This window comes from Dactylosporangium aurantiacum, from assembly GCF_000716715.1.
GTDB classification, from domain to species: Bacteria; Actinomycetota; Actinomycetes; order Mycobacteriales; family Micromonosporaceae; genus Dactylosporangium; species Dactylosporangium aurantiacum.
Window position 1 is genome coordinate 60,847 of the sequence record NZ_JNYJ01000029.1, and the last position, 24,053, is coordinate 84,899.

The 24,053-nt window shown below is 70.9% G+C and carries 25 protein-coding genes; 9 read left to right on the top strand and 16 right to left on the bottom strand.

The annotated features are described in order from the left end of the window. Positions 1 to 56 precede the first annotated feature (56 nt). Entirely contained in the window at positions 57 to 1,562 is a 1,506-nt protein-coding gene (locus OP18_RS29305) for an aldehyde dehydrogenase family protein (protein ID WP_033362310.1), read from the top strand. Positions 1,563 to 2,228: 666 nt separating this feature from the next. Here the strand turns inward: OP18_RS29305 and nucS are convergent. Continuing rightward, positions 2,229 to 2,888 carry an endonuclease NucS gene (gene nucS, locus OP18_RS29310; RefSeq protein WP_033362311.1) on the bottom strand — a complete coding sequence of 220 codons (660 nt, stop codon included), beginning with the start codon at positions 2,886 to 2,888 and terminating at the stop codon, positions 2,229 to 2,231. Positions 2,889 to 2,976: 88 nt separating this feature from the next. Between nucS and OP18_RS29315 the strand changes: the two genes are divergently transcribed. Next, positions 2,977 to 3,606 (top strand): DUF4126 domain-containing protein, encoded by a 630-nt coding sequence (locus OP18_RS29315; RefSeq protein WP_033362312.1) that lies wholly within the window; start codon positions 2,977 to 2,979, stop codon positions 3,604 to 3,606. A 7-nt stretch (positions 3,607 to 3,613) separates the two neighbouring features. Here the strand turns inward: OP18_RS29315 and OP18_RS29320 are convergent, their stop codons facing one another. Then, a complete protein-coding gene (locus OP18_RS29320) occupies positions 3,614 to 5,605 on the bottom strand; it encodes a protein meaA (protein WP_033362313.1) in 1,992 nt (663 codons plus the stop codon). Between the two features lie 78 nt (positions 5,606 to 5,683). Between OP18_RS29320 and OP18_RS29325 the strand changes: the two genes are divergently transcribed. The 3 genes from OP18_RS29325 (at position 5,684) to OP18_RS29335 (ending at position 9,666) form a co-directional block, all read left to right on the top strand. Next, positions 5,684 to 6,526: an ABC transporter ATP-binding protein gene (locus OP18_RS29325; RefSeq protein WP_156089877.1), complete on the top strand. Its 843-nt coding sequence runs from the start codon at positions 5,684 to 5,686 to the stop codon at positions 6,524 to 6,526. Then, positions 6,523 to 7,308, top strand: a complete 786-nt coding sequence (locus tag OP18_RS29330) for an ABC transporter permease (RefSeq protein WP_033362314.1) — start codon at positions 6,523 to 6,525, stop codon at positions 7,306 to 7,308. The genes OP18_RS29325 and OP18_RS29330 overlap by 4 nt, the downstream gene beginning before the upstream one ends. A gap of 162 nt (positions 7,309 to 7,470) precedes the next feature. After that, positions 7,471 to 9,666, top strand: coding sequence for an ATP-binding protein (locus tag OP18_RS29335; protein WP_052387533.1), 2,196 nt, complete (start codon positions 7,471 to 7,473; stop codon positions 9,664 to 9,666). Here OP18_RS29335 and OP18_RS29340 read toward each other — a convergent pair. After that, on the bottom strand, positions 9,651 to 10,502 hold the full coding sequence (locus tag OP18_RS29340; protein WP_033362315.1) for a 3-hydroxyacyl-CoA dehydrogenase family protein: 852 nt from the start codon (positions 10,500 to 10,502) through the stop codon (positions 9,651 to 9,653). The two genes, OP18_RS29335 and OP18_RS29340, sit on opposite strands and share 16 nt — an antisense overlap. Positions 10,503 to 10,600: 98 nt before the next feature. Here OP18_RS29340 and OP18_RS29345 point away from each other — a divergent pair, with 98 nt between their 5' ends. Continuing rightward, positions 10,601 to 10,915, top strand: coding sequence for a hypothetical protein (locus OP18_RS29345; protein ID WP_033362316.1), 315 nt, complete (start codon positions 10,601 to 10,603; stop codon positions 10,913 to 10,915). Between the two features lie 215 nt (positions 10,916 to 11,130). Here the strand turns inward: OP18_RS29345 and murA are convergent, their stop codons facing one another. Further along, complete coding sequence (gene murA / locus OP18_RS29350) at positions 11,131 to 12,414, bottom strand: UDP-N-acetylglucosamine 1-carboxyvinyltransferase (RefSeq protein WP_156089878.1); 1,284 nt, start codon at positions 12,412 to 12,414, stop codon at positions 11,131 to 11,133. 28 nt (positions 12,415 to 12,442) lie between these two features. Between murA and OP18_RS29355 the strand changes: the two genes are divergently transcribed. Next, complete coding sequence (locus OP18_RS29355; RefSeq protein WP_033362317.1) at positions 12,443 to 13,015, top strand: cob(I)yrinic acid a,c-diamide adenosyltransferase; 573 nt, start codon at positions 12,443 to 12,445, stop codon at positions 13,013 to 13,015. Here OP18_RS29355 and OP18_RS29360 read toward each other — a convergent pair. Both OP18_RS29360 and OP18_RS29365 read right to left on the bottom strand, forming a co-directional pair. Beyond that, positions 13,012 to 13,467, bottom strand: a complete 456-nt coding sequence (locus OP18_RS29360) for a DUF2550 domain-containing protein (RefSeq protein WP_033362318.1) — start codon at positions 13,465 to 13,467, stop codon at positions 13,012 to 13,014. The two genes, OP18_RS29355 and OP18_RS29360, sit on opposite strands and share 4 nt — an antisense overlap. A gap of 16 nt (positions 13,468 to 13,483) precedes the next feature. Further along, entirely contained in the window at positions 13,484 to 13,765 is a 282-nt protein-coding gene (locus tag OP18_RS29365; protein ID WP_033362319.1) for a F0F1 ATP synthase subunit epsilon, read from the bottom strand. A gap of 216 nt (positions 13,766 to 13,981) precedes the next feature. On the opposite strand from OP18_RS29365, the gene OP18_RS59865 reads away from it, so the two are divergent. Continuing rightward, positions 13,982 to 14,872, top strand: a complete 891-nt coding sequence (locus OP18_RS59865; RefSeq protein ID WP_211273714.1) for a calcium-binding protein — start codon at positions 13,982 to 13,984, stop codon at positions 14,870 to 14,872. 56 nt (positions 14,873 to 14,928) lie between these two features. Here OP18_RS59865 and atpD read toward each other — a convergent pair whose 3' ends face one another. The 8 genes from atpD to OP18_RS29410 form a co-directional block, all read right to left on the bottom strand. Then, a complete protein-coding gene (gene atpD / locus OP18_RS29375; RefSeq protein ID WP_033362320.1) occupies positions 14,929 to 16,356 on the bottom strand; it encodes a F0F1 ATP synthase subunit beta in 1,428 nt (475 codons plus the stop codon). After that, entirely contained in the window at positions 16,356 to 17,282 is a 927-nt protein-coding gene (locus tag OP18_RS29380; protein WP_033362321.1) for a F0F1 ATP synthase subunit gamma, read from the bottom strand. The genes atpD and OP18_RS29380 overlap by 1 nt, the downstream gene beginning before the upstream one ends. A gap of 3 nt (positions 17,283 to 17,285) precedes the next feature. Then, a complete protein-coding gene (gene atpA / locus OP18_RS29385) occupies positions 17,286 to 18,923 on the bottom strand; it encodes a F0F1 ATP synthase subunit alpha (RefSeq protein WP_033362322.1) in 1,638 nt (545 codons plus the stop codon). 38 nt (positions 18,924 to 18,961) lie between these two features. Then, positions 18,962 to 19,783 carry a F0F1 ATP synthase subunit delta gene (locus tag OP18_RS29390; RefSeq protein WP_389253010.1) on the bottom strand — a complete coding sequence of 274 codons (822 nt, stop codon included), beginning with the start codon at positions 19,781 to 19,783 and terminating at the stop codon, positions 18,962 to 18,964. Continuing rightward, positions 19,780 to 20,331 carry a F0F1 ATP synthase subunit B gene (locus OP18_RS29395; RefSeq protein WP_389253013.1) on the bottom strand — a complete coding sequence of 184 codons (552 nt, stop codon included), beginning with the start codon at positions 20,329 to 20,331 and terminating at the stop codon, positions 19,780 to 19,782. Before OP18_RS29395 ends, OP18_RS29390 begins: the two co-directional genes overlap by 4 nt. Before the next feature lie 40 nt (positions 20,332 to 20,371). Continuing rightward, positions 20,372 to 20,596 carry an ATP synthase F0 subunit C gene (atpE, locus tag OP18_RS29400; RefSeq protein WP_033362324.1) on the bottom strand — a complete coding sequence of 75 codons (225 nt, stop codon included), beginning with the start codon at positions 20,594 to 20,596 and terminating at the stop codon, positions 20,372 to 20,374. Positions 20,597 to 20,690: 94 nt separating this feature from the next. Then, positions 20,691 to 21,461 carry a F0F1 ATP synthase subunit A gene (atpB, locus tag OP18_RS29405; RefSeq protein ID WP_033362396.1) on the bottom strand — a complete coding sequence of 257 codons (771 nt, stop codon included), beginning with the start codon at positions 21,459 to 21,461 and terminating at the stop codon, positions 20,691 to 20,693. Between the two features lie 32 nt (positions 21,462 to 21,493). Then, on the bottom strand, positions 21,494 to 21,709 hold the full coding sequence (locus OP18_RS29410) for an AtpZ/AtpI family protein (protein ID WP_033362325.1): 216 nt from the start codon (positions 21,707 to 21,709) through the stop codon (positions 21,494 to 21,496). A 226-nt stretch (positions 21,710 to 21,935) separates the two neighbouring features. On the opposite strand from OP18_RS29410, the gene OP18_RS29415 reads away from it, so the two are divergent. Continuing rightward, positions 21,936 to 22,400 (top strand): hypothetical protein, encoded by a 465-nt coding sequence (locus OP18_RS29415; RefSeq protein ID WP_033362326.1) that lies wholly within the window; start codon positions 21,936 to 21,938, stop codon positions 22,398 to 22,400. Here OP18_RS29415 and OP18_RS29420 read toward each other — a convergent pair. After that, positions 22,397 to 22,795: a Cg1360 family ATP-synthase-associated protein gene (locus tag OP18_RS29420; protein ID WP_052387535.1), complete on the bottom strand. Its 399-nt coding sequence runs from the start codon at positions 22,793 to 22,795 to the stop codon at positions 22,397 to 22,399. The two genes, OP18_RS29415 and OP18_RS29420, sit on opposite strands and share 4 nt — an antisense overlap. After that, positions 22,792 to 24,042, bottom strand: a complete 1,251-nt coding sequence (locus OP18_RS29425) for a serine hydroxymethyltransferase (protein ID WP_033362328.1) — start codon at positions 24,040 to 24,042, stop codon at positions 22,792 to 22,794. The genes OP18_RS29420 and OP18_RS29425 overlap by 4 nt, the downstream gene beginning before the upstream one ends. Between the last annotated feature and the right edge of the window lie 11 nt (positions 24,043 to 24,053).

The window sequence follows — 24,053 nt, forward strand, 5'->3', positions numbered from 1 at the left end:
TTCTCGACATGGTTTCGGGGCTACTCGTGAGTAATTTCCGGGTTTACACTCGCGCAATGACCGCCACGCGAACTCCCGGCGTCCCCGCCATCGACGAGGGCTCGCTGATCTCGACCAGCCCGGCCAGCGGCGACGAGATCGGCCGCTTCCCCGTGGCCTCCCCCGATCATGTCACCGACGCCGTCGCCCGGGCCCGGGACGCGGCGGGTTGGTGGGCGGGACTCGGGTTCGCGGGCCGGCGCAAGCGGTTGCTCGCGTTCCGCAGCGTGCTCACCAACCGTCTGGAGGAGCTCGCCGAGCTCATGCACCGCGAGGGCGGCAAGCCCATCGCGGACGCCCTCGTCGAGGCGATCGGCGCGATCGACCACATCGCCTGGGCCGCCAACCACGCGCGCAAGGTCCTCGGCCGGCGCCGGGTCGGCTCGTCCGTGCTGCTCGCCGAGCACACCTCCTACCTGGAGTATCTGCCGTTCGGCGTGATCGGCGTGATCGGTCCGTGGAACTACCCGGTGCTCACGCCGATGGGTTCGATCGCGTACGCCCTCGCCGCCGGCAACGCCGTGGTGTTCAAGCCGAGCGAGTACACGCCCGCGGTCGGCCAGTGGATCGTCGACCGCTTCGCCGAGGTCGTCCCGGAGCGCCCCGTGCTGCAGATCGTGCACGGCATGGGCGACGTCGGCGGCGCCCTGTGCCGCTCCGGCGTCGACAAGATCGCGTTCACCGGCTCCACGGCGACGGGCAAGAAGGTCATGGCGGCCGCCGCCGAGTCGCTGACCCCCGTGCTGCTCGAGTGCGGCGGCAAGGACGCCATGATCGTCGCCGCCGACGCCGACCTGGACGCGGCCGCCGACGCCTGCGTCTGGGGCGGGCTGACCAACGCCGGCCAGACCTGCGTCGGCATCGAGCGCGTGTACGTCGCCGACGGCGTCTACGACGCCTTCCTGGGCCGGGTGGTCGCCCGCGCCGCGAAGCTCACCGTCGGCGAGGAGGGCACCGCCGACGTGGGCCCGATCACCATGCCCTCGCAGATCGACGTCATCCGCCGGCACATCGAGGACGCCCTGACCCGCGGCGGCCGCGCGGTCCTCGGCGGTGCCGAGGCGGTGCGCCCGCCGTTCGTCAGCCCGACCATCCTGGTCGACGTGCCCGAGGACGCCGCCGCCGTGCAGGAGGAGACCTTCGGGCCGACGCTCACCATCGCCCGAGTCAAGGACGCCGACGAGGCCGTCAGGCTCGCCAACGGCACCGGCTACGGCCTGGGCGGCGCCATCTTCTCCAAGTCCCGGGGCCTGGAACTGGCCCGCGGCGTCCGCTCCGGCATGACCTCGATCAACTCGGCCCTCACCTTCGCCGGCATGCCGTCGCTGCCCTTCGGCGGCGTCGGCGGCTCAGGCTTCGGCCGCATCCACGGCGAGGACGGCCTGCGCGAGTTCACCCGCGCCAAGGCCATCGTCAAGCGCCGCGGCCCGAGCCTGCTGGCCATCACCACCTTCGACCGCGCCCCGAAGACCATGCGGCAGGTTCTGAAGATCGTGAAGCTCGTCCACGGCCGCTCCAAGTAACCACACCCGACCGTCGAACCGCGCCGAGCAGGGGATCCGTCCCCGGCTCCGCGGTTGACGGGGACCTCAACAGTTCCGCACACGGCGGCCCGGCACGCCGCACGCGCGAGATTCACGGCCGGCCCAACCTCCGCTACAGCCACCTGCACGGCGCCATCGACGACCGCAGCCGCGTGGCCCGCAGCGAGATCGTCGAGTCTGGCGGCACGACGCCGCGGTTGCGTTCGATCCGGTTTGATGCCGCACTCCACGGCGTTGCTTGCAGGTCTCCTGATCGAGGCAGGTGGCGTCGCAGGTAGCGACGGTCGGCACGGGACATATACGTTTTGTCGGACAGGACCCGATCCGGGCGGATCCTGTGCTGGCCGCCGGGCAACCTGGGCACCGGATGCCGTCCAGCATCACCGTGCGCTGCGGGCTGTCGCCGCGCGGCCCGGCGGCCAGCACGATCGACAATGACTTCTGCTTCCCCGGTCGGCGGACGGTTGGGGGCACCGCCGGAGCGGTATCCGGGTGGGCAAAACGGGCGCGACGACGGACGGTGACCGGGTCGATGCGCGCGCACGCGCACAAGCTGCCGCGCGCAGCGCAGGCAGTGCGAACGCAGCGAGCATGGGGGCCGCGGGTGGGAACCCCCGCCGCCGCAGCTTCGCTGCGGCAGCTAGCTCAGAACAGCGTCAGCTCGTCCTTCACCACGCCGCGCAGGGCGTTGTAGTCCAGCACGACGCAGCGGATGCCGCGGTCCTCGGCGAGGACCCTGGCCTGCGGTTTGATCTCCTGGGCGGCGAAGATGCCACGGACCGGGGCGAGCAGCGGGTCGCGGCCCAGCAGCTCCAGGTAGCGGGTGAGCTGCTCGACGCCGTCGATCTCACCGCGCCGTTTGATCTCGACCGCGACCGACGCGCCGTCGGCGTCCTTGCAGAGCAGGTCGACGGGGCCGATGGCGGTCATGTACTCGCGGCGCACCAGGGTGTAGCCCTCGCCGAGGGTCTGCGGGGCGGCCGCGAGCAGGACCTGCAGGTGGGCCTCGACGCCGTCCTTGACCAGGCCGGGGTCGGTGCCGAGGACGTGGGCGCCGTCGTGCAGGATCTCCTCGACGGTGATCTGCAGCTCCTCACCGCCCTTGTTGACGACCCTCCACAGGCCTTCGGACTCCTCCAGGCGGCAGGGCGGGGTCATCCACATCAGCGGCTTGTAGCCACCGGTGTCGGAGTGCACCAGCACGGAGCCGTCGGACTTGACCATGATGAGGCGGGTGGCGGGCGGCAGGTGGGCCGTGAGCCGGCCGATGTAGTCGACCGAGCACTTGGCGATGACGAGACGCACCGCGACAGCCTAGCCGCAGCCGCCGGTGATGCCGGACCGACACCCGCTACGCAGCGCCGATGTGGCGCGTCGATGTCATGCTAGGCATGTGCTGGAGTCATTGACGGGCCTCGGCCTGGCCACATCGGCCGGGTTGAACGCCTACATACCCTTGCTCGCCATCGGCGTACTGGCGAGGTACACCGATCTCATCACGCTGCCCGACAACTGGGCGTGGATGGAGAACGGGTGGACCCTCGCGATCGTCGCGGCGCTGCTGGCGATCGAGTTCGTCGCCGACAAGGTGCCGGTGGTCGACCACGTCAACGACGTCATCCAGACGTTCGTGCGGCCGACCGCGGGCGGTCTCGCCTTCGGCGCGGCGTCGAGCTCCGAGACGGTGACCGTGACCGATCCCGGGTCGTTCTTCACCAGCCACCAGTGGGTGCCGATCGTCGTCGGCGGGGCGATCTCGCTGGGCGTGCACGGGATGAAGGCGGCGTCCAGACCGGTGATCAACGCGAGCACGGCGGGCTTCGGCGCGCCGGTGGCGAGCACGATCGAGGACATCGCGAGCGTCGCGATGTCGCTGGTGGCGATCATCCTGCCGGTGCTGGTGCTGCTGTTCATCGTGCTGCTGTTCGTGGCGTTCTGGTGGATGATGCGCCGGCGCAGGCGCCGCAAGGAGGAGAAGGCCGCCGCCAGGTGGGCGCAGGCCCAGGGGTACCGGCCGACATAAAGGGGCCTCAGGGCAGCTTGTGCGCCTCCCGCACGACGGTGACCAGCTCGTCCACGACGTCGGTGATGGCGAAGTCCTTCGGCGTGAAGACCCGGGCGACGCCCGACGCGCGCAGCGTCGCGGCGTCCTCGGGCGGGATGATGCCGCCGACCACGACCGGCAGGTCGTCGAGGCCCTCGGCGCGCAGCCCGGCCAGGACCGACGCGACCGCGGCCAGGTGCGAGCCGGACAGCACGGACAGCCCGACGAGGTCGACGTCCTCCTCGACCGCGGCCGCGACGATCTGCGCCGGGGTGAGGCGGATCCCCTGGTACACGACCTCGAAGCCGGCGTCGCGGGCGCGCACGGCGATCTGCTCGGCCCCGTTGGAGTGCCCGTCGAGGCCGGGCTTGCCGACCAGCATCCGCAGCCGGCCGGCGCCGAGCTCCTCGGCGGTGCGCCGGACCCGTTCGCGCACCGCCGCCAGCGCGGTGCCGGGCGAGCCGGCGGACACGGCACCGGTGAGGCCGGTCGGCGCGCGGTACTCGCCGAAGACCTCGCGCAGCACCGAGGCCCACTCGCCGGTGGTCACGCCGGCGCGGACGCAGTCGAGGGTGGCCTCCATGAGGTTGCCGGTGCCGGCGGCGACCTCCCGCAGCCGGGCGAGCGCGGCCTCGGCCTCGCCGGCGGGGCGGGCGGCGCGCCAGGCGACGACGGACGCCACGGCCTGCGCCTCGACCGCCGGGTCGATCTGCTCGATCGCCGCGGCACCGGCCGCGACCAGCGGCGACGGCTCGGTCTCGACGAAGCGGTTGACGCCGACGACGACGTCCTCGCCGCGCTCCATCCGGCCGCGCCGCTCGGCGAGGGAGGCGACGAGCGCGCTCTTGAGGTACCCGGACTCGACGGCCGCGACGACGCCGCCCATCTCCAGGACCCGGTCGAGCTCGGCGGACGCCCCGGCGACGAGGTCGTCGACGAGGGCGGTCATGACGTGCGAGCCCTCGAACAGGTCGGGGTACTCCAGCAGGTCGGACTCGAAGGCGAGGACCTGCTGCATGCGCAGCGACCACTGCTGGTCCCACGGGCGCGGCAGGCCGAGCGCCTCGTTCCACGCCGGCAGCTGCACGGCCCGCGCCCGCGCGTCCCGTGACAGGGTCACGCCGAGCATCTCCAGCACGATGCGCTGCACGTTGTTCTCGGGCTGCGACTCGGTGAGGCCGAGGCTGTTGACCTGCACGCCGTAGCGGAAGCGCTGCGCGGCCCGGTCCGTGATGCCGTACCGGTCGCTCAGCAGCGTGGCCCAGAGCCGGCCGAACGCCCGCATCTTCGCGGTCTCCTCCACGAAGCGGACCGAGGCGTTGACGAAGAACGAGATCCGGGCGGCGACCTGCGTGAAGCGCTCCGGCGGCACCTGGCCGCAGTCGCGGACCGCGTCCAGCACGGCGATCGCGGTGGCCAGGGCGAACGCCAGCTCCTGCACGGGCGTCGCGCCGGCCTCCTGCAGGTGGTAGGAGCAGATGTTGACCGGGTTCCACTTCGGGCAGTTCGCCACAGTCCACGCGATGGTGTCGGCGGTCAGGCGCAGCGACGGCCCCGGCGGGAAGATGTGCGTGCCCCGGGACAGGTACTCCTTGACGATGTCGTTCTGCGTGGTGCCGGCCAGCGCGTCCAGCGGCGCCCCCTGCTCGCGCGCGATGGTCACGTACAGGCCGAGCAGCCACATCGCGGTCGCGTTGATGGTCATCGACGTGTTGGCGAGGCCGAGGTCGATGCCGTCGAACAGCGTGCGCATGTCGCCCAGGTGCGACACCGGCACGCCGACCCGGCCGACCTCACCGCGCGCCAGCTCGGCGTCGGGGTCGTAGCCGGTCTGCGTCGGCAGGTCGAAGGCGACCGACAGGCCGGTCTGCCCCTTGCCGAGGTTGCGCCGGAACAGCGCGTTGGACGCGGCGGCCGAGGAGTGGCCGGCATAGGTGCGCATGACCCACGGGCGGTCGCGCTCGGGGAGCTTCGCCATACGAGCACCTTACTGAACGGTAATTTGGTCAGGTCGGTGAAAATCCTCACCGGCCATCAGGTGCCTATAGTGAACGCCGTGACGGAAGCGATCACCGTGCGCGGGCTACACAAGCGGTACCGGGGGCATGTCGCCGTCGACGGCATCGACCTCGACGTGCACCGCGGCGAGGTGTTCGCCCTCCTCGGGCCCAACGGCGCGGGCAAGACGACCACCGTGGAGATCCTCGAGGGGTTCCGGCACCGCACGTCCGGCGAGGCCAGCGTCCTCGGCGTCGACCCCCAGCACGCCGACGCGGCGTGGCGGCAGCGGGTCGGCATCGTGCTGCAGAGCACCGGGGAGTTCGACGACCTGACGGTGCGTGAGGTCGTGCACCATTTCGCGCGGTACTACCGCAACGCCGACGACCCGGACGCCGTCATCGAGCGGGTCGGCCTGGCCGAGAAGCGCGGCGCCCGCACCCGGGTGCTGTCCGGTGGTCAGAAGCGCCGCCTCGACGTGGCGCTCGGCATCATCGGCCGGCCTGAGCTGCTGTTCCTCGACGAGCCGACGACCGGCTTCGACCCGGAGGCGCGGCGGGAGTTCTGGGGCCTGATCCGGCAGCTCGCCGCCGCCGGCACCACGATCCTGCTCACCACGCACTACCTGGACGAGGCGGAGCAGCTGGCCGACCGGGTCGGCGTGCTCGCCGCCGGCCGGCTCGTCGCCGTGGACACCCCGGCCCGGCTCGGCGACCGGGGCACCTCCGCCGCCACGGTCGGCTGGCACACCCCGGACGGGACCCGCCAGGAGCAGACCGACACCCCGACCGCGGTCGTGGCCCGGCTCGCCGAGCAGTTCGGCGGCGAGATCCCCGGCCTGACCGTCACCAGACCCAGCCTCGAGGACGTGTACCTGCGGATGATCGGCGCCGGCGAATGACCACCCTGCGGCTCGGACTGGCCCGTGGCGGGCTGGAGATCAAGCAGTTCCTGCGCAGCCGGGAGTCGGTGATCTTCACGCTGTTCTTCCCGCTGCTGCTGCTCGTCATCTTCGGCTCGGTCTTCGACGCCGAGATCGCCCCCGGCGTGTCGTTCACGCAGTACTTCGCCGCCGGCATCATCGCCGCCGGCCTGCTGACCACCGGCTTCCAGTCCCTGGCGATCCAGATCCCGATGGAGCGCGAGAAGGGCATCCTGAAGCGGCTGCGCGGCACGCCGATGCCGCGCACGGCGTACTTCATCGGCAAGGTCGTCATGGTCATGGCGATCGGCGCGGCCGAGACCGTGGTGCTGGTGGCGACCGCCGCGGCCTTCTACGACCTGCCGGTGCCCTCGACCGCCGAGAAGTGGGTGACGTTCGGCTGGGTGGCGCTGCTGGGCATCAGCGCGTGCACCCTGTGCGGGATCGCGTTCTCCTCGCTGGCCAGGAGCGGCCGCGGCGCGCCGGCGATCGTGACCCCCGTCGCCCTGGTGCTGCAGTTCATCTCCGGCGTGTTCTTCCAGTACACGACGATCCCCGAGTGGATGCGCAGCGTCGCGTCGCTGTTCCCGCTGAAGTGGATGACCCAGGGCATGCGCTCGGTGTTCCTGCCCGACTCGTTCGCCGTGCGCGAGGTCGGCGGCGCCTGGCAGCTCGGGCACGTCGCGATCGTGCTCGGCGTCTGGGTCGTGCTCGGCCTGGCGCTGTGCGTGTTCACGTTCCGCTGGACCGACCGGGGCTGAGCCCGCCGGACCGGCGCGACGGCCAAGCCGGCCGGACCGACCGCGGCTGAGCGTGCCGGACCGGCGCGACGGCCGGACCGACCGGGACTCAGCGTGCCGGGCCGGCCGGACCGACCGGGGCCAAGCCCTCAGGAACGCGCGCAGCCCGCCGATCAGGGCAGGGTGACGGGTCGGCTGCGCAGGGCCGTCCAGCATGCCGGCGCGATCGGCATCCTGGCCATCCTGCTCGTGCTCGTCCTCGGCCTCACCGCGTCCTGGCACGCCGCCGGCTCGCTGCGCGACAACCAGCGGGCCCGCGCCGACGCCGTCATGGACCGGGACGCGTCCCTCGCCGAAACGGCGGTCCGCACGGAGGTCAACCGGTACCTCGACACGCTGCGCACCGTCGCCGCGGCGGTCGGGTCGCACGAGACGCTGACCTTCGACGACTTCGCCTCGACCACGGCGCCGCTGCACGACGCCGGCCTGCCCGGGGTTACGTCGCTGGTCTTCGTGGTCGCCGCGCAGGACGCGCAGCTCGGCGAGGTCGAACGGTACTGGCGCGACCGCGGCGTCGCCGGGCTCGACCTGGCCGTCAAGGGCAGCGGCCGGGAGCACCTGTTCGTCATCTTCTCCCGGCCGCTGGACGGCGCCGCCACCACCACCGCCGGCACCGACCTGTCGCAGTCCGCCGAGCCGACCGCCGCGCTCAACGAGGCCCGCCGCGCCGGCCGGCCCGCCGTCTCCGACACCTTCGTGCTGCTGCGGGACCGTGGGCTGCCCGCGCCGCGGCAGCAGCTCTCCTTCGCCCTGGCCGCGCCGGTGTACGGCAACCCCACGCCGTCGGGCACGAAGACGTTCAAGGGCTGGGTCGCCTTCGGGCTGCGCGGCCAGGACTTCGTCGGCGGGGTCCTGGACGCGGCCACCCAGGGCAAGGTCGACGCCGACCTCTGGGCCGGCAACGGCGGCGGCCAGGACACCCGGGTCGCGTTCCTGCACCGGGTCGCCCACCCGGACCTGCGCCGCCAGGTGACCATCCCGATCGCGAACCGGCAGTGGCGGCTCGAGCTGAGCGCCGACTCCCGGCAGCTCGCCGGCCTGCACGGCCCCGCGGACACCGCGCCCCTGGCGATCGGCACCGGCGGCACGCTGCTCACCCTGCTGGTCGTCGGCATGCTGTGGGCCCTGGCCGGCGGCCGGGCCCGCGCCGAGGCCCGGGTCGTCACCGCGACCGCCGGGCTGCGGGAGGCCGAACGCACCGCACACCGGCAGGTCGCGCTGCTCAACGGCATCCTCGACCGGATCAGCGACGGGGTTGGCGTCGTCGACGAGCACGGCGCCTTCCTGGTGCACAACCCCGCCGCCCAGGCGATGCTCGGCGTCGACGCCGACCTCGACGGCGTCAACGGCTGGCAGGAGCACTACGGCATCTTCCGGCCCGACGGCGTGACCCCGTTCCCCGTCGAGGAGCTGCCGCTGGTGCGGGCCCTCGCCGGCGAGTCGACCGACCGGGTCGAGATGGTCATCCGCAACGCCGCCCGGCCCGAGGGCACCCTGCTGTCCGTCAGCGGGCGCCCGCTGGACGTCGACGGCCGGCGCGGCGCCATCGCGGTGTTCCACGACATCACCGAGGTACGGGAGCGCGAAGGCGACCTGACCGCCTTCGCCGGCATCGTGGCGCACGACCTGAAGAACCCCCTGGCCGTCATCGCCGCGCACGCCGAGATGGCCCGCGACATCCTCGCGCCGGCCCTGCCGCACTCGCCGGAGGCCCGGGAGGCCACCGCCAGCGTCGAGCGGGTCAGCGCCGGGGTGGTGCGGATGCGGCGGCTCATCGACGACCTGCTCGCCTACACCACCGCGCGCGACGCGGCGCTGCGGTTGCGGCCGCTGGACCTGGCCGCGCTCGTCGGCGAGGTCATCGCCGAGCGCATCAACCACCTGCCGGTCCGCCCCGACATCTACGTCGGGCCGCTGCCCTGGGTCGAGGCCGACCCCGCCCTGCTGCGGCACGTGCTGGACAACCTCATCGGCAACGCCCTCAAGTACGTCCACCCCGGCCGCGTGCCGAAGATCGACGTCAGCGCGGCACCGGCCGGCCCGGGCTGGGTCCGCGTCGAGGTCGCCGACCGGGGCATCGGCGTGCCGGACGCCGACAAGCCGCACGTCTTCGAGTCGTTCCACCGCGCGCACGCCGGCCAGTCCTACGGCGGTACCGGCCTGGGCCTGGCGATCTGCCGCCGCGTCATCGACCGCCACGGCGGCTCGATCACCGTCGTGGACAACCCCGGCGGCGGCAGCCGCTTCAGCTTCACCGTGCCGGGGGCCACGCTCCCCGCGGACGCCCCAGCCGGTGCCACCGCTCACGAGTACGTGTAGAACCCCTTGCCCGACTTGCGCCCCAGGTCACCGGCGATGACCATCCGCGCCAGCAGCTCCGGCGGGAAGAACTTCGGGTCGGCCGTGTCGGTGTGGATGTTCTTCGCCGCGTGGTACAGCACGTCCACGCCGGTCAGGTCGGTGGTCGCGAGCGGACCCATCGCGTGGCCGAACCCCAGCTTGCAGGCCAGGTCCAGGTCCTCGGCGCTCACCACGCCGCTCTCCACCAGCTTGACCGCCTCGACCACCAGCGCGGCGATCAGCCGCGTCGTGACGAACCCGGCGACGTCCCGGTTGACCACGATGCAGGTCTTGCCGATCTCCTCCGCGAAGCTCCTGGCCGTCGCCAGCGTCGCGTCGCTCGTCTTGTACCCGCGCACCAGCTCGCACAGCTTCATCACCGGCACGGGGCTGAAGAAGTGCGTCCCCACGACCTGCTCGGGGCGCTGCGTCGCGGTCGCGATCTGCGTCACCGGGATCGCGGACGTGTTCGTCGCCAGCACCGCGTCGGCCCGGCAGATCTTGTCCAGCGTGCCGAACAGCTCCTGCTTCACGTCCAGCCGCTCGAACACCGCCTCGACCACGATGTCGGCCTCGGCCGCCGCGTCGAGGTCCGTGGTGGTGGTGATCCGCCCCAGCGCAGCCTGGACGTCCCCGTCGGCGATCACGCCCTTGCTCGCGAACTTGGTCAACGACTGCTCGATGGCCGCGACGCCGCGGCCGACCGCCTCGTCCGTCAGGTCCCGCAGCGTCACCTCCCACCCGGCCTGCGCGGCGACCTGGGCGATGCCAGACCCCATCAGCCCCGCTCCGATGACCGCCAATCGACCCGCCATGTGACTCCCTTTCCCTGAGACCGCTTCGTCTCGACCCCGCTGACCTTATCCGGCTCCGGAGGGTGATCTTCTAGTGGCAAACTGTGAGAGTGCCCCTCATGTACCTCGCGGGATGGGCGGCCTCCGCCGGCGCACTCGCCACGCTCATCCTCATCATCAGGCTGCTCCGCTTCGGCGAACGCCGGGCCTGCTCCCCCGCCGGCGTGCATCCGGCCGCCCCCGACGGCGACCTCGACTACGGCCTGCTGCGCTGCGTGTCCCGGGTCGGCGACCTGGCGTTCGCCCGCGACGTGCGCGACCGCCTCCGCCGCAACGGCGTCAGGGCCACCCTCGCCACCGGCCACGACGGCATGGTCCGCGTCCTCGTCTTCGCCGACGAGTACGACCGCGCGAGGCTGTTGCTGGCGCCGTAGGGGGCTCCGGCGCCACCGTCACCGTTGCGGTTCCGGCACGCCGTTCAACACCCCGCGCCGCAGCCGCATCCTCCGTGCTCACGATCCGGCTCCACCCGCCGCCGCACGCGCCGGCAGTGCGAGGGCCAGCGAGCATGGAGGCTCCGGGGTGGGAACCCCCGGGCCGGCCCCGGCGGGAGCCGCCCGAAGCCAGAAACTGCCGAAGCTAGGAACAGCTAAAAATCGAACTGGTCCGGGGGTGCGACGGCGCGTTCGACCTCGACGCCGAGGCCGCGCAGGTCGGACTCGAAGCTCGGGTACCCGCGGTCGATGTGGTGCACGTGGCGGACCTCGGTGACGCCGTCGGCGCACAGGCCGGCGATGGCGAGGCCGGCGCCGGCGCGGATGTCGGTGGCGGTGACCGGGGCGCCGGAGAGGCGCGCGACGCCGCGGACGACGGCGTGGTGGCCGTCGGTGCGGATGTCGGCGCCGAGGCGGGACATCTCGTTGATGAACATGAAGCGGCCGTCGAAGATGTTCTCGGTGATGAGGGACGAGCCCTCGCTGACGGACGCGAGGCCGACCGCCATCGGCAGCAGGTCGGTGGCGAAGCCGGGGAACGGCAGGGTGACCACGTCGACGGCCTTCGGGCGGTCGGCCATCCGGACGCGGAAGGAGTCGGCGGCCGTGTCGACCTGGCCGCCGGCGGTCGCCACCTTGTCCAGGGCGATCTCCAGGAAGCTCGGGTCGATGCCGTGGACGGTGACGTCACCGCGGGTCATGGCGGCGGCGAAGGCCCAGGTGCCGGCGACGATGCGGTCGCCGACGGTGCGGTGCTCGACCGGGCGGAGCTCCGTGACGCCGTCGATCACGAGGCGGGAGGAGCCGGCGCCGGAGATCTCGGCGCCCATGTCGGTGAGCATGCGGCAGATGTCGACGATCTCGGGCTCGCGGGCCGCGTTGTCGATCTCGGTGCGGCCGTTGGCGAGGACGGCGGCCATGAGCAGGTTCTCGGTGGCGCCGACGCTGGGGAAGTCGAGCCAGATGGTGGCACCGTGCAGCTTCGGCGCGGTGGCGATGACGAAGCCGTGCTCGCCGGAGATGTCCGCGCCCATCCGGCGCAGGCCCTCCACGTGCATGTCGAGGCCGCGGGAGCCGATCGCGTCGCCGCCGGGGTGCGCGACGCGGACGTGGCCGCAGCGGGCCACCAGCGGGCCCAGCACGCAGATGGAGGCGCGCAGGCGGCGCACCAGGTCGTAGTCGGCCTCGGTGCCGAGCCGCTCGGGCACGTCGATGACGACCCGGTCCTCGTCCTGCTCGACCTCGCAGCCGAGCCGGCGCAGCACCTCGGCCATGATGGCGATGTCGGTGATGCGGGGCACGTTGGTGAGCACCGACCGCCCGGTGGCCAGCAGCGCCGCCGCCATGAGCTTGAGCGCGGAGTTCTTGGCCCCGACGACCGACACGTCTCCGGCGAGCCTGGCCCCGCCCGTCACACGGATCACGTCCACGTCGGTCATCGTAGGGGCATTCCGTACCGTGAAAACCATGGCCATTCACCTCACCCGCATCTACACCAAGACCGGCGACACCGGCACGACCGGATTGGGCGACTTCTCCCGGGTCCCGAAGACCCATCCGCGGATCGGCGCCTACGCCGACGTCGACGAGGCCAACGCCGCGCTCGGCGTCGCCGTGGCCATGGGTGGCCTGGACGAGGAGCTGCGGGCGGTGCTGACCGTGGTCCAGAACGACATGTTCGACGTCGGCGCCGACCTGTGCAACCCGGTCGTCGCCGAGCCGGAGTATCCGCCGCTGCGGGTCACCGAGGAGTACCTCACCCGCCTGGAGGGCTGGTGCGACGAGTTCAACGAGCGGCTGCCGAAGCTCGACTCGTTCATCCTTCCGGGCGGCACCCCGGGCGCGGCACTGCTCAACGTGGCGAGGACGGTGACGCGCCGGGCGGAGCGCAGCGCGTGGGCGTTGATGGAGCACGACCCGGAGCACACCAACGAGCTGGCCGTGAAATACCTCAACCGGCTGTCGGATCTGCTGTTCATCCTGGGCAGGATCGCCAATCCCGACGGCGACGTGAAATGGGTGCCCGGCGCGAACCGCTAGTTGGTGCGGTACCGGTAAGGCCGGGTCTCCGGGGTCGACTCACCCGGAGGCGCGGCCTCCACCCACGACAGGAACCCGGTCAGTGCCCGCTCCGCCATGGCGATCTCGACCGGCGACTGGCGGCTGACGCACCGCACGATCACCCAGTCGGGCGGCAGGACGAGCAGCTCGGCCGCGTCCGGGCTGCGGCGACGGTCGACGGAGAGCCCACGCCGGGAAAGGACCCGGCGCGGGCCGGGCCAGAAACTGAAGATGCGATACCACCGCAGGTCGTCGCCGGCGAAGCGGGCCAGGCCCGCGGACCAGCCCCGGCCGGGCACCATGGTGCTCAGCCGGACCCCCAGCTCGATCGTGCCGCCCTGCCGGGCGATGACGACGCGGCGCAGGAACAGCAGCGCCAGCGCGGCGAGCAGGATGAGGACCCCGATGCCGATTCCCTCGACGATCCTCACCGACGCCGCCCTCGAGTCAGTGCGCGGCTTGGGCGGTGGCGGGGGTGCACGACTCGGCGAGCACCGTCACCCCGGTCGCCGTGACGGAGAGGAATCCGCCGGAGACGTCGAAGGCGATCTCCTGGCCGCCGTGCTTGATGCGCACCTGACCGGGCTCGGCCAGCTGACCGAGGAGCGGCGCGTGGCCGGGAAGCACACCGAGCTCGCCCTCCGTCGTGCGCGCCAACACCATGTCGGCGTCACCGGACCAGACTTTTTCCTCGACGGCTACGAGCTCGACGTGCAGCTGCCTCGCCACGCTAGTTACTCCTCGTGTGCGCGATTCGGTTTTGCCGAGTGTAGTCAATGATCCGACGAGCGGAGCAGTGGGCCTCGCCACGTTGGCACAACACCTGAAATGCCGATGAAGTGGCGGACCGAGAACCGGCAGGAGATGGGTTTCCGACACTCCAGAGCGTGACGCACGTCACCCTGTCACGGTGGGCTATTCCCTGAAATGACGGAGGTGATTTTCATGCACGTACGGATCGCGGCGGTGCTCGTCCTGGCCGCCGCCGCGGTGGCGGTCCCGCGCCCGGCCCACGCCGACCCTCCCTCGGCGCAGGTCTGGTTCAACGGCGCCGAGGTCGTCTACCAGGCCGCCGACGGGCAGGTCAACGCGCTGGTCCTGACGGCGGTGGGCGGCAATGTGTACCGGCTCGACGACATCGTGCCCATCACGTCGGACGAGGAGGACTGCGTCCACCCGATCGACGGCGACGACACCGTCATGGACTGCGAGCGCAACCTGTCGTTCTGGGACGTGGACCTGCGCGACCTCGACGACAGCCTCGACAACCAGACCACCCGCCCCGGGCACCTCAACGTCGGCGCCGGCAACGACGTCGTGCGGACCGGCGGCAACGCCGGCTCGGTCCAGGAGGTCGCCGGCGGTGACGGCGACGACCTCATCTACTCCGGCCCCGGGCAGGACTGGGTCGCCGGGGGCGCCGGCACCGACACCGTGTCCTACGAGGGCCGCATCGGCGCCGTCGTGGCGTCGGTGGCGACCGGCGGCGCCGAGGACACCTACGTCAGCGGCGTGGAGAACCTGACCGGCGGCGCCGGCAGCGACTCCCTCACCGGCAACGGCTCCGCGAACGTCCTGGACGGCGGCACCGGCACCGTCTGCCTGTTCATGGTCTGCTTCCTGACCTCCGGCAACGACACCCTGCACGGCGGCAACGGCAACGACCTGCTGCGCGGGCAGGGCGGCAACGACACCCTGTACGGCGAGGGCGGCATCGACACGCTGCGCGGCGGCGCCGGGTTCGACACCCTCGACGGCGGCCCCGCGTCCGACTGGTGCTACACCGAGGCCGACGGCGGCACGACCGTGAACTGCGGCCTGGTCGTCATCCCCTGAACAACGCCGAAGGGCGCCCCCGCCGCGGCAGGGACGCCCTTCGTACGTGAGGAACGTCAGTCCTTCATGAGCTCGTGCGCGTTGCGCTCGAGGTCCTCGAGACCGCCGCACATGAAGAAGGCCTGCTCGGGGAAGTGGTCGTACTCACCCTCGGAGATCTTCTTGAACGACTCGATCGTCTCCTTGAGCGGGACGGTCGAACCGGGGACGTTGGTGAACTGCTCCGCCGCGTAGGTGTTCTGCGACAGGAACCGCTCGATGCGCCGGGCGCGGCCGACGGTGACCTTGTCCTCCTCGGACAGCTCGTCCATGCCCAGGATGGCGATGATGTCCTGCAGGTCCTTGTACTTCTGCAGGATCCGCTGCACCTCGCGGGCGACCGTGTAGTGCTCGACGCCGACGTACTCCGGCGCGAGGATGCGCGAGGAGGACGCCAGCGGGTCGACGGCCGGGTAGATGCCCTTGTCCGAGATCGACCGCTCGAGGTTGGTGGTCGCGTCGAGGTGGGCGAACGTGGTGGCCGGCGCCGGGTCGGTGTAGTCGTCGGCGGGCACGTAGATCGCCTGGAGCGAGGTGATGGCCTTGCCCCGCACGGAGGTGATGCGCTCCTGCAGCTGGCCCATCTCGTCGGCCAGGGTCGGCTGGTAACCCACGGCGCTCGGCATACGGCCGAGCAGCGTGGAGACCTCCGAGCCGGCCTGCGTGAACCGGAAGATGTTGTCGATGAAGAGCAGCACCTCCTGGTTCTGCACGTCACGGAAGTACTCCGCCATGGTCAGCGCGGCCAGGGCGACCCGCAGACGGGTGCCGGGCGGCTCGTCCATCTGGCCGAAGACCAGCGCGGTCTTGTCCAGGACGTTGCCCTCGGCCATCTCCAGGATGAGGTCGTTGCCCTCACGGGTGCGCTCGCCGACGCCGGCGAACACCGAGGTGCCACCGAAGTTCCGGGCGACCCGGATGATCATCTCCTGGATGAGGACCGTCTTGCCGACGCCGGCACCGCCGAACAGGCCGATCTTGCCACCGCGCACGTACGGCGCGAGCAGGTCGAGGACCTTGATGCCGGTCTCCAGCATCTCGGTCTTCGGCTCGAGCTCGGCGAACGCGGGAGCCTTGCGGTGGATCTCCCAGCGCTCGTTGATCTCGAGCTTCGACTCGTCGGCGTTGAGCACGTCGCCGAGGGCGTTGAACACGTGCCCCTTGGTCACGTCACCGACCGGCACCGAGATGCCCTTGCCGGTGTCGAGGACCTCGGCGCCGCGGACCAGGCCGTCCGTCGGCTGCATGGAGATGGCGCGCACCATGTTGTCACCGAGGTGCTGCGCGACCTCGAGCGTCAGCTTCTTGGTGCCCTCGGAGAGGGTCACCTCGACGTTGAGCGCGTTGTAGATGTCGGGCATTGCGTCGCGCGGGAACTCGGCGTCGACGACCGGGCCGATGACCCGGACGACGCGGCCGACCGCGGTCTTCGCTGGTGCAGTCATCACACATCACTTCCCGCCGCCGCCAGCGCGTTGGCGCCGCCGACGATCTCACTGATCTCCTGGGTGATCGCCGCCTGCCGGGCGGAGTTCATTTCACGGGTGTACCGCTTCAGCAGGTCGTCGGCGTTGTCTGAGGCACTCTTCATGGCGCGGCGGCGGGCCGCCGACTCGCTCGCCGCCGAGTCCAGCAACGCCGCGAAGATCCGCGTGTTGATGTACTTCGGCAGCAGCGCCTCGAGCAGCTGCTCCGCCTCCGGCTCGAACTCGTATGCCGGCAGGGGTCCGGTGACCTCCTGCTCCTGGACCTCCATCGGAGCGACGATGCGCGCGACGGGGGTCTGCGTCATGAGCGAGCGGAACTGGGTGTGGACCATGTACAGCTCGTCGACGCCGAGGATGCCGTCCGGGCCGGGACCGTCCTCCGTGTCGTCCGCCCCGTTCACGAACGCCTGGATCAGCGTCTCGCCGATCTCCCGTGCGTTCTCGAACCGCGGCTGCTCGGAGAAGCCCGTCCAGCTGCCGGCGATCTCGCGGCCACGGAACCGGTAGTAGGCCACGCCCTTGCGCCCGGAGACGTAGAGGGCGACCTGCTTGCCGTCGGCGCGCAGCCGCGCGATGAGCTGCTCGGCCTGGCGGATCGCGTTGGCGTTGTAGCCGCCGCAGAGCCCCCGGTCGCTGGTGACCAGCAGCACCCCGGCCCGGCGGACCGGGTTGCGGGGCACCAGCAGCGGGTGGTCGACGTTGGTGTTGGTCGCCAGTGCCGTCAGCACGCCCGTGATCGCCTCGGCGTAGGGCAGCGACGCGGCGACCCGCTCCTGCGCCTTACCGATGCGGCTCGTGGCGACGAGCTCCTGCGCCTTGGTGATCTTCTTGGTCGACTTGACCGTGCGGATCCTCCGGCGCAGTGCCTGTACCTGACCGGCCATGGCTCAGCCCGACTTCCGGACCTGGCGGGTCACGGTCTCGCGGGCCTGCTCACCCTGCAGCGCCTTGGCCGGCGCCTCATTGATCGGGGCCTCGGCGCCCTTGGCCGTGAAGACCTGCTTGAAGCTCTTGATCGCCTCGGTCAGGCCGTCGATGGAGTCCTGCGGCAGCTTCTTCGACTCCGCGATGGCGCCGATGAGGTCCTTGCGGTTGCTGTGCAGGTACTGCAGGAACTCGCTCTCGAAGCGGCGGATCTCACCGACCGGCACGTCGTCGAGCTGGCCGGTGGTGCCGGCCCACACCGAGACGATCTGGTCCTCGACCGCGAACGGCGAGAACTGCGGCTGCTTGAGCAGCTCGACCAGGCGGGCGCCCTTGTCCAGCTGGGCCCGCGACGCCTTGTCCAGGTCGGAGGCGAAGGCCGAGAAGGCCTCCAGCTCGCGGTACTGGGCGAGGTCCAGCCGCAGCCGGCCGGCGACGTCCTTCATGCCCTTGACCTGGGCCGAGCCGCCGACGCGGGACACCGAGGTGCCGACGTTGATGGCGGGCCGCACGCCCTGGTTGAACAGGTCGGACTCGAGGAAGACCTGGCCGTCGGTGATCGAGATGACGTTCGTCGGGATGTACGCCGAGATGTCGTTGGCCTTGGTCTCGATGATCGGCAGACCGGTCATCGAGCCGCCGCCCAGCTCGTCGGACAGCTTCGCGCAGCGCTCCAGGAGCCGGGAGTGCAGGTAGAAGACGTCGCCCGGGTACGCCTCGCGGCCCGGCGGGCGGCGCAGCAGCAGCGACACGGCGCGGTACGCCTCGGCCTGCTTGGTCAGGTCGTCGAAGACGATCAGGACGTGCTTGCCGCCGTACATCCAGTGCTGGCCGATCGCCGAACCGGCGTAGGGGGCCAGGTACTTGAAGCCGGCCGGGTCGGACGCCGGGGAGGCGACGATGGTGGTGTACTCCATCGCGCCCTGCTCCTCGAGGATCCCGCGGGTGGCGGCGATCGTCGAGGCCTTCTGACCGATGGCGACGTAGATGCAGCGGACCTGCTTCTTCGGGTCCCCGGACTTCCAGTTGTCGCGCTGGTTGATGATCGTGTCGAGGGCGACCGTGGTCTTGCCCGTCTTACGGTCACCGATGATCAGCTGGCGCTGGCCCCGGCCGATGGCGGTCATGGCGTCGATCGCCTTGATGCCGGTCTGCAGGGGCTCCTTGACGGGCTGGCGGGCCATGACGTTCGGCGCCTGCAGCTCCAGCTCGCGGAAGCCCTCGTTGGCGATCTCGCCGCGGTCGTCGATCGGCTCGCCGAGCGGGTTGACCACGCGGCCCAGGAAGGCGTCGCCGACCGGGACCGAGAGCACGCGGCCGGTCCGCTTGACCTGCTGACCTTCCTCGATGCCCTCGAAGTCGCCGAGGACGACGACACCGATCTCGCGGACGTCCAGGTTGAGCGAGACGCCGAGCGTGCCGTCCTCGAACTCGAGCAGCTCGTTGGCCATCGTCGAGGGCAGGCCCTCGACCTGGGCGATACCGTCGCCGGCGTACGAGACGACGCCGACCTCCTCGCGGGAGATCCGTGAATCAACGGACGACACGTAGCGCTCGAGTGCGCCCCGAATGTCGTCCGAGGAGATGGTCAGCTCGGCCATTCCTCAACCTTCTATCTAGATAAATCAAGCTTCGGGGATTATTTGGCGAGCGCCGTCTTCGCCTCGGCGAGACGACGTGACACCGTGCCGTCATAGAGGTCCGAACCGACCTTGACCCGCATGCCTCCGATGATGCGCGGATCGACGTCGATCTTCAGGGAGACCTCTCGACCGTACAGCGCGGCAAGGCGGGCTGCCAGGCGCTGCTCCTCACCGTCGGTGAGCGCGACCGCGGTGGTCACGTAGGCCACCGAGTGGTCGCGCTGCTTCGCGGCCAGCTCGATGAGGCGGGTCAGCGAGCTGTCGAAGCCTCGGCCGCCGAGCCCGGCGACCGCCAGCTCGGCCAGCCGGACCGTGGCGGGCCTGGCCTTGCCCTCCAGCAGGTCCCGGATCAGCTGGGCCCGGGTGCCGGCCGGCACGGTGGGGTCGGCGAGCGCCGCGGCGAGCCGGGGATCGCCGGAGACGATCTGGCCGAACCGGAACAGCTCGTCCTCCACGTCGCCGAGGTCGCCCGCACGGTCGACGCCGGACAGCTCGGCGGTGACGCCGAGCAGCTCGACGCCGTCGAGCATCGCGCCCGGCCCGGACCAGCGGCCCGAGACCAGCGTCGCGAGGATCTCCAGCGACTCGTCGCTGACCTTGCCCGACAGGACCGACCGCAGCAGGGCGGCGTGGTCGTCGCTGGAGCGGCCCGGGTCGGCCAGCGCGCGGCGCAGCCGCGGCTCGCGCCGCAGCAGGCCGGCCACCGAGAGGATCTCCCCGGCGACCGCACCGATCCGCTGAACGTCAGCGCTCGCCGCGAATGCGGCGAGCTTGTCGGCAGCGGCCCCGTAGGCCTCCCGGTTGATGGTGTCCATCAACGCCGCCCGGCGGTGCCGGCGGCACCGTCACCGATCTCGTCGAGGAACCGCTCGACCGTGCCACGGCGGCGGGCCTCCTCTTCGAGGGACTCCCCGACGATCCGGCCGGCCAGGTCGACCGCGAGCGAGCCGATCTCGGCGCGCAGCTGGCGCACGATGGTCTGCCGCTCGGTCTGCAGGGCCTCACGGCCGGCCGCGATGATGCGGTCGCTCTCCTCACGGGCCTTGGCGAGGATGTCCTCGCGGATGCCCGTGGCGTCGGCGCGCGCCTCGTCACGGATGCTGGCCGCCTCGGTGCGGGCCTCGGCGAGCTGCTGCTTGTACTGCTCCAGCAGCCGGTTGGCCTCGGCCTGCGCCTCCTCGGCGCGCTTGATGCCACCCTCGATCGCGTCGACCCGTGCGCGGAAGGTCTCCTCCATGCGCGGGAAGACGTACTTCATCAGCACGAAGCACAGGATGCCGAAGGCGACGAGGCCGACGACGATCTCCTGCCAGATCGGGATGATCGGGTTGTGTTCAGCTCCCTCTTCAGCCAGGAACTGCAGCATGGGAAACCTCCCGCTTCAGGTGTAGGTGGAGGCGGGTGGCTTACTTGAAGACGAAGCCGAAGGCGATGCCGAGCAGGGCGAGCGCCTCGACCACGGCGAAGCCGAGGAACATGTAGGTGCGGGTCAGGCCGGCCGACTCGGGCTGACGGGCGGTCGCCTGGATGTAGGACGCGAAGACGATACCGACACCGATGCCGGGGCCGATGGCGGCGAGGCCGTAGCCGATGGCGCTGAGGCTGCCGTTGACTGCTGCCAGGTGGTCCATGTGGATATTCCTCCTGAGATCTCGCGTGACGTTCACGCGGGACAACTGAAAAAGGGTGGTGCGTTCGCTGTCGATTCCGAAGCGGGGGAGCGGCTCAGTGCTCGTCGGCGAGGACGCCCGCCAGGTAGTTGGCCGTCAGCAGCGTGAAGACGTAGGCCTGCAGCGCCGCGATCAGCAGCTCGAAGAAGGTCAGGCCGATCGTCATCGCCCACGAGACCAGCGAGATCGGCTTGAGGAACAGGCTCTCCGCGTTGAGCAGCGCGAAGCCGCCGAGCGTGAAGACCAGCAGCAGCATGTGCCCGGCGAACATGTTGGCGAAGAGACGCAGGGCGAGCGTGACCGGCTGGAGGACGAAGGCCTGCAGGAACTCGATCGGGATCAGCAGGAACTGCATGTACCACGGGGCGGGCAGGTAGACGGCGTGCTTGATGTAGCCGGCGAACCCGTGCTTCTTGAAGCCCTGGTACAGGTACAGCACGTAGGTGCACAGCGCCAGCGCGGCCGGGAACGAGATGTGCGCCATCGGCGAGACCTGGATGAACGGGACGATCGAGAAGACGTTGCCGACCAGGATGAAGCAGAACAGCGACGCGAGGTATGGCGCGAACCGCAGCCCGTCGTGGCCGATGACGTCCTTGGCGACGCCTTCCCGCACGAATCCGTAGATCGACTCGGCGAGCCACTGCTTCTTGGTCGGGACGATCTTGGGGTCCCGGTAGGAAACCAGGAAGTAGATGAGCACCAGCGCCATGGCCAGCCACAGGAACAGGCTGAACTTGGTCAGCCACTCCACACCGAGGTGAGGAGGGAAGATGTCTTCCACGCTGGGCGGGAAAGGCGTCTCCGCCAGAACCAGACCGCTCACCACGTCCCTCTCGTTATCAATTCAACCAGTCGTCAGGCGCCGAGGCGCTTGACGACCAGGTAGATGCCACCAGCGGCGCCGAGCACACACCCGATCGCCGTGACGATGCCTCCGGCGTTGAGCCATTCGTCGACCAGCCAGCCGACGAAGCCCCACACGGCGATGCCCGAGATGAGGTATCCGACGGCGGCCCAACCTTCGTTGGCGCCACTCGATCCGGACTGCTTGGGTGTCTGGTTACCGGCCATGACGCGGTGACCATATCAGCCTGCCGGGAGCACCCGTGCATCGACCCCCGCGTGCCTGTCGCGCGGGGGTTGCTCTAGGGGCCGGGTGCCTTCAACCGACGGCCGTCAACGTTACTACGCCTAACGCTCGGCGAACGTCAACTACACGACTGATGCGTGAGTGAATGTTGCGCACGGTCACCCCCAGAGGGTTTGCTGAACACCCAGGATAACAATGCGTGTGGGGATGATGACCTTGCGCAACACCGTCATCGCGTTTTTCTTGATTCTGGCCGCGATCGTGGTCACCAAGACCGGGACCGGCGACACTCCACGGACCACCTCGGGCGGTGGCAGCGGCAGCGGCGGGCGCGTCGTGTGTTCGGTCTCACCGCAGCGGCCGGCGGAGAAGGACGGCAGGATCGTCGCCGCCACCCAGTTCCGCTGCGACTCCCCCGGCCCCGACGGCCTCACCGTCACCGTCCACCTGCAGCGCAGCGACGGCGGCGGATGGACGACGGTGGCGAAGGACACCTTCGTCAGCAACTCCGTCAACACGACCCGCGAGAAGTCCGCGGAGTCGCGGACCAGGCGGGTCAGCGCCGCCTGCGCCGGCGGCACGTTCCGCACCCTGGTCGAGGCGTCGGTGTACGACGACAAGCGCAGCACCCCGCTGTCGAAGGTCAGCGGCGAGCGCAGGAACCCCTGCTAGGAGGGCTCGATCTCCACGTACGGGATCTTCGCCCGCCACACCCAGACGGCCTGCGCGGCGACCCACACCAGGGTCCCGGCGATCACCAGCGCGCCCAGCCAGGGCAGGCCGGCCCACTCGGTGCCGGCCACGAGCCACATGACCACGCCGATGACCGCGAACTTCAGGATGTACGTGCCGAGCGCCACCGGCATCAGCAGGTGCCTGGCCCGCAGGTCGGTGACGGCGATGACCAGGCTCGACAGCGTGTAGCTCACGGCGACCAGGCCGACGCCGGCGAGCGCGCCGAGCGCGCCGGTGGCGCCGTCACGCCACCCGGCCAGCGGCGCGGCGACCACCAGCAGGATGCCCATCGCGAGCAACGCGGTGCGCAGGTGCTGCAGTCGCTTCTTCACAATGGAGCAGGATACGCCGGGAACCGCGCGACCAGGTCGCTCACCCGGTCGCGCACCGGCTCGCCGCGCACGGCCGCGCCGATCAGCTCGGCGATCCGCGCCATCTCCGCCTCGCCCATCCCCTGCGTCGTCACCGACGGCGTGCCGACCCGTACACCCGACGCGGTCATCGGCTTCTCCGGGTCGTACGGGATGGCGTTCTTGTTGAGCGTGATCCCGGCGGCGTCGCAGCGCTCCTCCGCCTCACGGCCGGTGATCCGCAGCCCCCGCAGGTCGATCAGCGCGAGATGGGTGTCGGTGCCGCCGGACACCGGGCGCATCCCCTGCTCCTGCAGCCCGGCCGCCAGCGCCCGGGCGTTGCGCACGACCTGACCGGCATAGTCGGCGAACGCCGGCTGTGCCGCCTCGTGCAACGCGACCGCCTTCGCCGCGACCGCGTGCATCAGCGGGCCGCCCTGCGTGAAGGGGAACACCGCCTTGTCGATGCGCTGCGCGAGGCTCTCCCGGCACAGCAGCATCCCGCCCCGCGGGCCGCGCAGCACCTTGTGGGTCGTGCAGCTCACCACGTCGGCGTGCGGCACCGGCGACGGGATCGCCCGCCCGGCGACCAGGCCGATGAAGTGCGCCGCGTCGACCATCAGGTAGGCGCCGACCTCGTCGGCGATCGCGCGGAACCTGGCGAAGTCGATCAGCCGCGGGTACGCCGTGGCCCCGCAGATGATCATCGCCGGCCGGTGCGTGAGGGCCAGCTCGCGCACCCCGTCGTAGTCGATCAGCTCATCGTCGCGGCGCACCGGGTAGCCGACGGTGTTGAACCACTTCCCCGAGAAGTTGACCTTGCTGCCGTGGGTCAGGTGCCCGCCGTGCGGCAGCTCCATCGCCAGAACCGTGTCGCCCGGCATGAGCAGCGCCGCGTACGCCGCGAGGTTCGCGCTCGCGCCGCTGTGCGGCTGCACGTTGGCATGCTCGGCGCCGAACAGCGCCTTGGCCCGCTCGATCGCCAGCTCCTCGGCCCGGTCGACGGCGGCGCAGCCACCGTAGTATCGCCGGCCCGGGTACCCCTCGGCGTACTTGTTCGTCAGCGTCGAGCCGAGCGCGGCGAGCACCGCCGGGGACGTGAAGTTCTCGCTCGCGATGAGCTGCAGCCCGCCGCGCAGGCGCTCCAGCTCGTCGAGGACGACGTCGGCGATCTGCGGGTCCGTCTCGCGGAGCGCGTCGAAGTCCGGCCCCCAGTACGTATCGCCCATGAAACGAGTCT

Bases quoted from the DNA above. Each gene is read 5' to 3' on its own strand.
- OP18_RS29330 (WP_033362314.1), top strand. From the start codon at position 6,523: ATGACCACCCTGCGGCTCGGACTGGCCCGTGGCGGGCTGGAGATCAAG.
- OP18_RS29415 (WP_033362326.1), top strand. From the start codon at position 21,936: ATGATGACCTTGCGCAACACCGTCATCGCGTTTTTCTTGATTCTGGCC.
- OP18_RS29320 (WP_033362313.1), bottom strand. From the start codon at position 5,605: ATGGCGAAGCTCCCCGAGCGCGACCGCCCGTGGGTCATGCGCACCTAT.
- OP18_RS29305 (WP_033362310.1), top strand. From the start codon at position 57: ATGACCGCCACGCGAACTCCCGGCGTCCCCGCCATCGACGAGGGCTCG.
- atpA (WP_033362322.1), bottom strand. From the start codon at position 18,923: ATGGCCGAGCTGACCATCTCCTCGGACGACATTCGGGGCGCACTCGAG.
- OP18_RS29355 (WP_033362317.1), top strand. From the start codon at position 12,443: ATGGCCATTCACCTCACCCGCATCTACACCAAGACCGGCGACACCGGC.
- atpE (WP_033362324.1), bottom strand. From the start codon at position 20,596: ATGGACCACCTGGCAGCAGTCAACGGCAGCCTCAGCGCCATCGGCTAC.
- OP18_RS29395 (WP_389253013.1), bottom strand. From the start codon at position 20,331: ATGCTGCAGTTCCTGGCTGAAGAGGGAGCTGAACACAACCCGATCATC.
- OP18_RS29425 (WP_033362328.1), bottom strand. From the start codon at position 24,042: ATGGGCGATACGTACTGGGGGCCGGACTTCGACGCGCTCCGCGAGACG.
- atpD (WP_033362320.1), bottom strand. From the start codon at position 16,356: ATGACTGCACCAGCGAAGACCGCGGTCGGCCGCGTCGTCCGGGTCATC.
- OP18_RS59865 (WP_211273714.1), top strand. From the start codon at position 13,982: ATGCACGTACGGATCGCGGCGGTGCTCGTCCTGGCCGCCGCCGCGGTG.
- OP18_RS29410 (WP_033362325.1), bottom strand. From the start codon at position 21,709: ATGGCCGGTAACCAGACACCCAAGCAGTCCGGATCGAGTGGCGCCAAC.
- OP18_RS29380 (WP_033362321.1), bottom strand. From the start codon at position 17,282: ATGGCCGGTCAGGTACAGGCACTGCGCCGGAGGATCCGCACGGTCAAG.
- OP18_RS29345 (WP_033362316.1), top strand. From the start codon at position 10,601: ATGTACCTCGCGGGATGGGCGGCCTCCGCCGGCGCACTCGCCACGCTC.
- OP18_RS29340 (WP_033362315.1), bottom strand. From the start codon at position 10,502: ATGGCGGGTCGATTGGCGGTCATCGGAGCGGGGCTGATGGGGTCTGGC.
- murA (WP_156089878.1), bottom strand. From the start codon at position 12,414: ATGACCGACGTGGACGTGATCCGTGTGACGGGCGGGGCCAGGCTCGCC.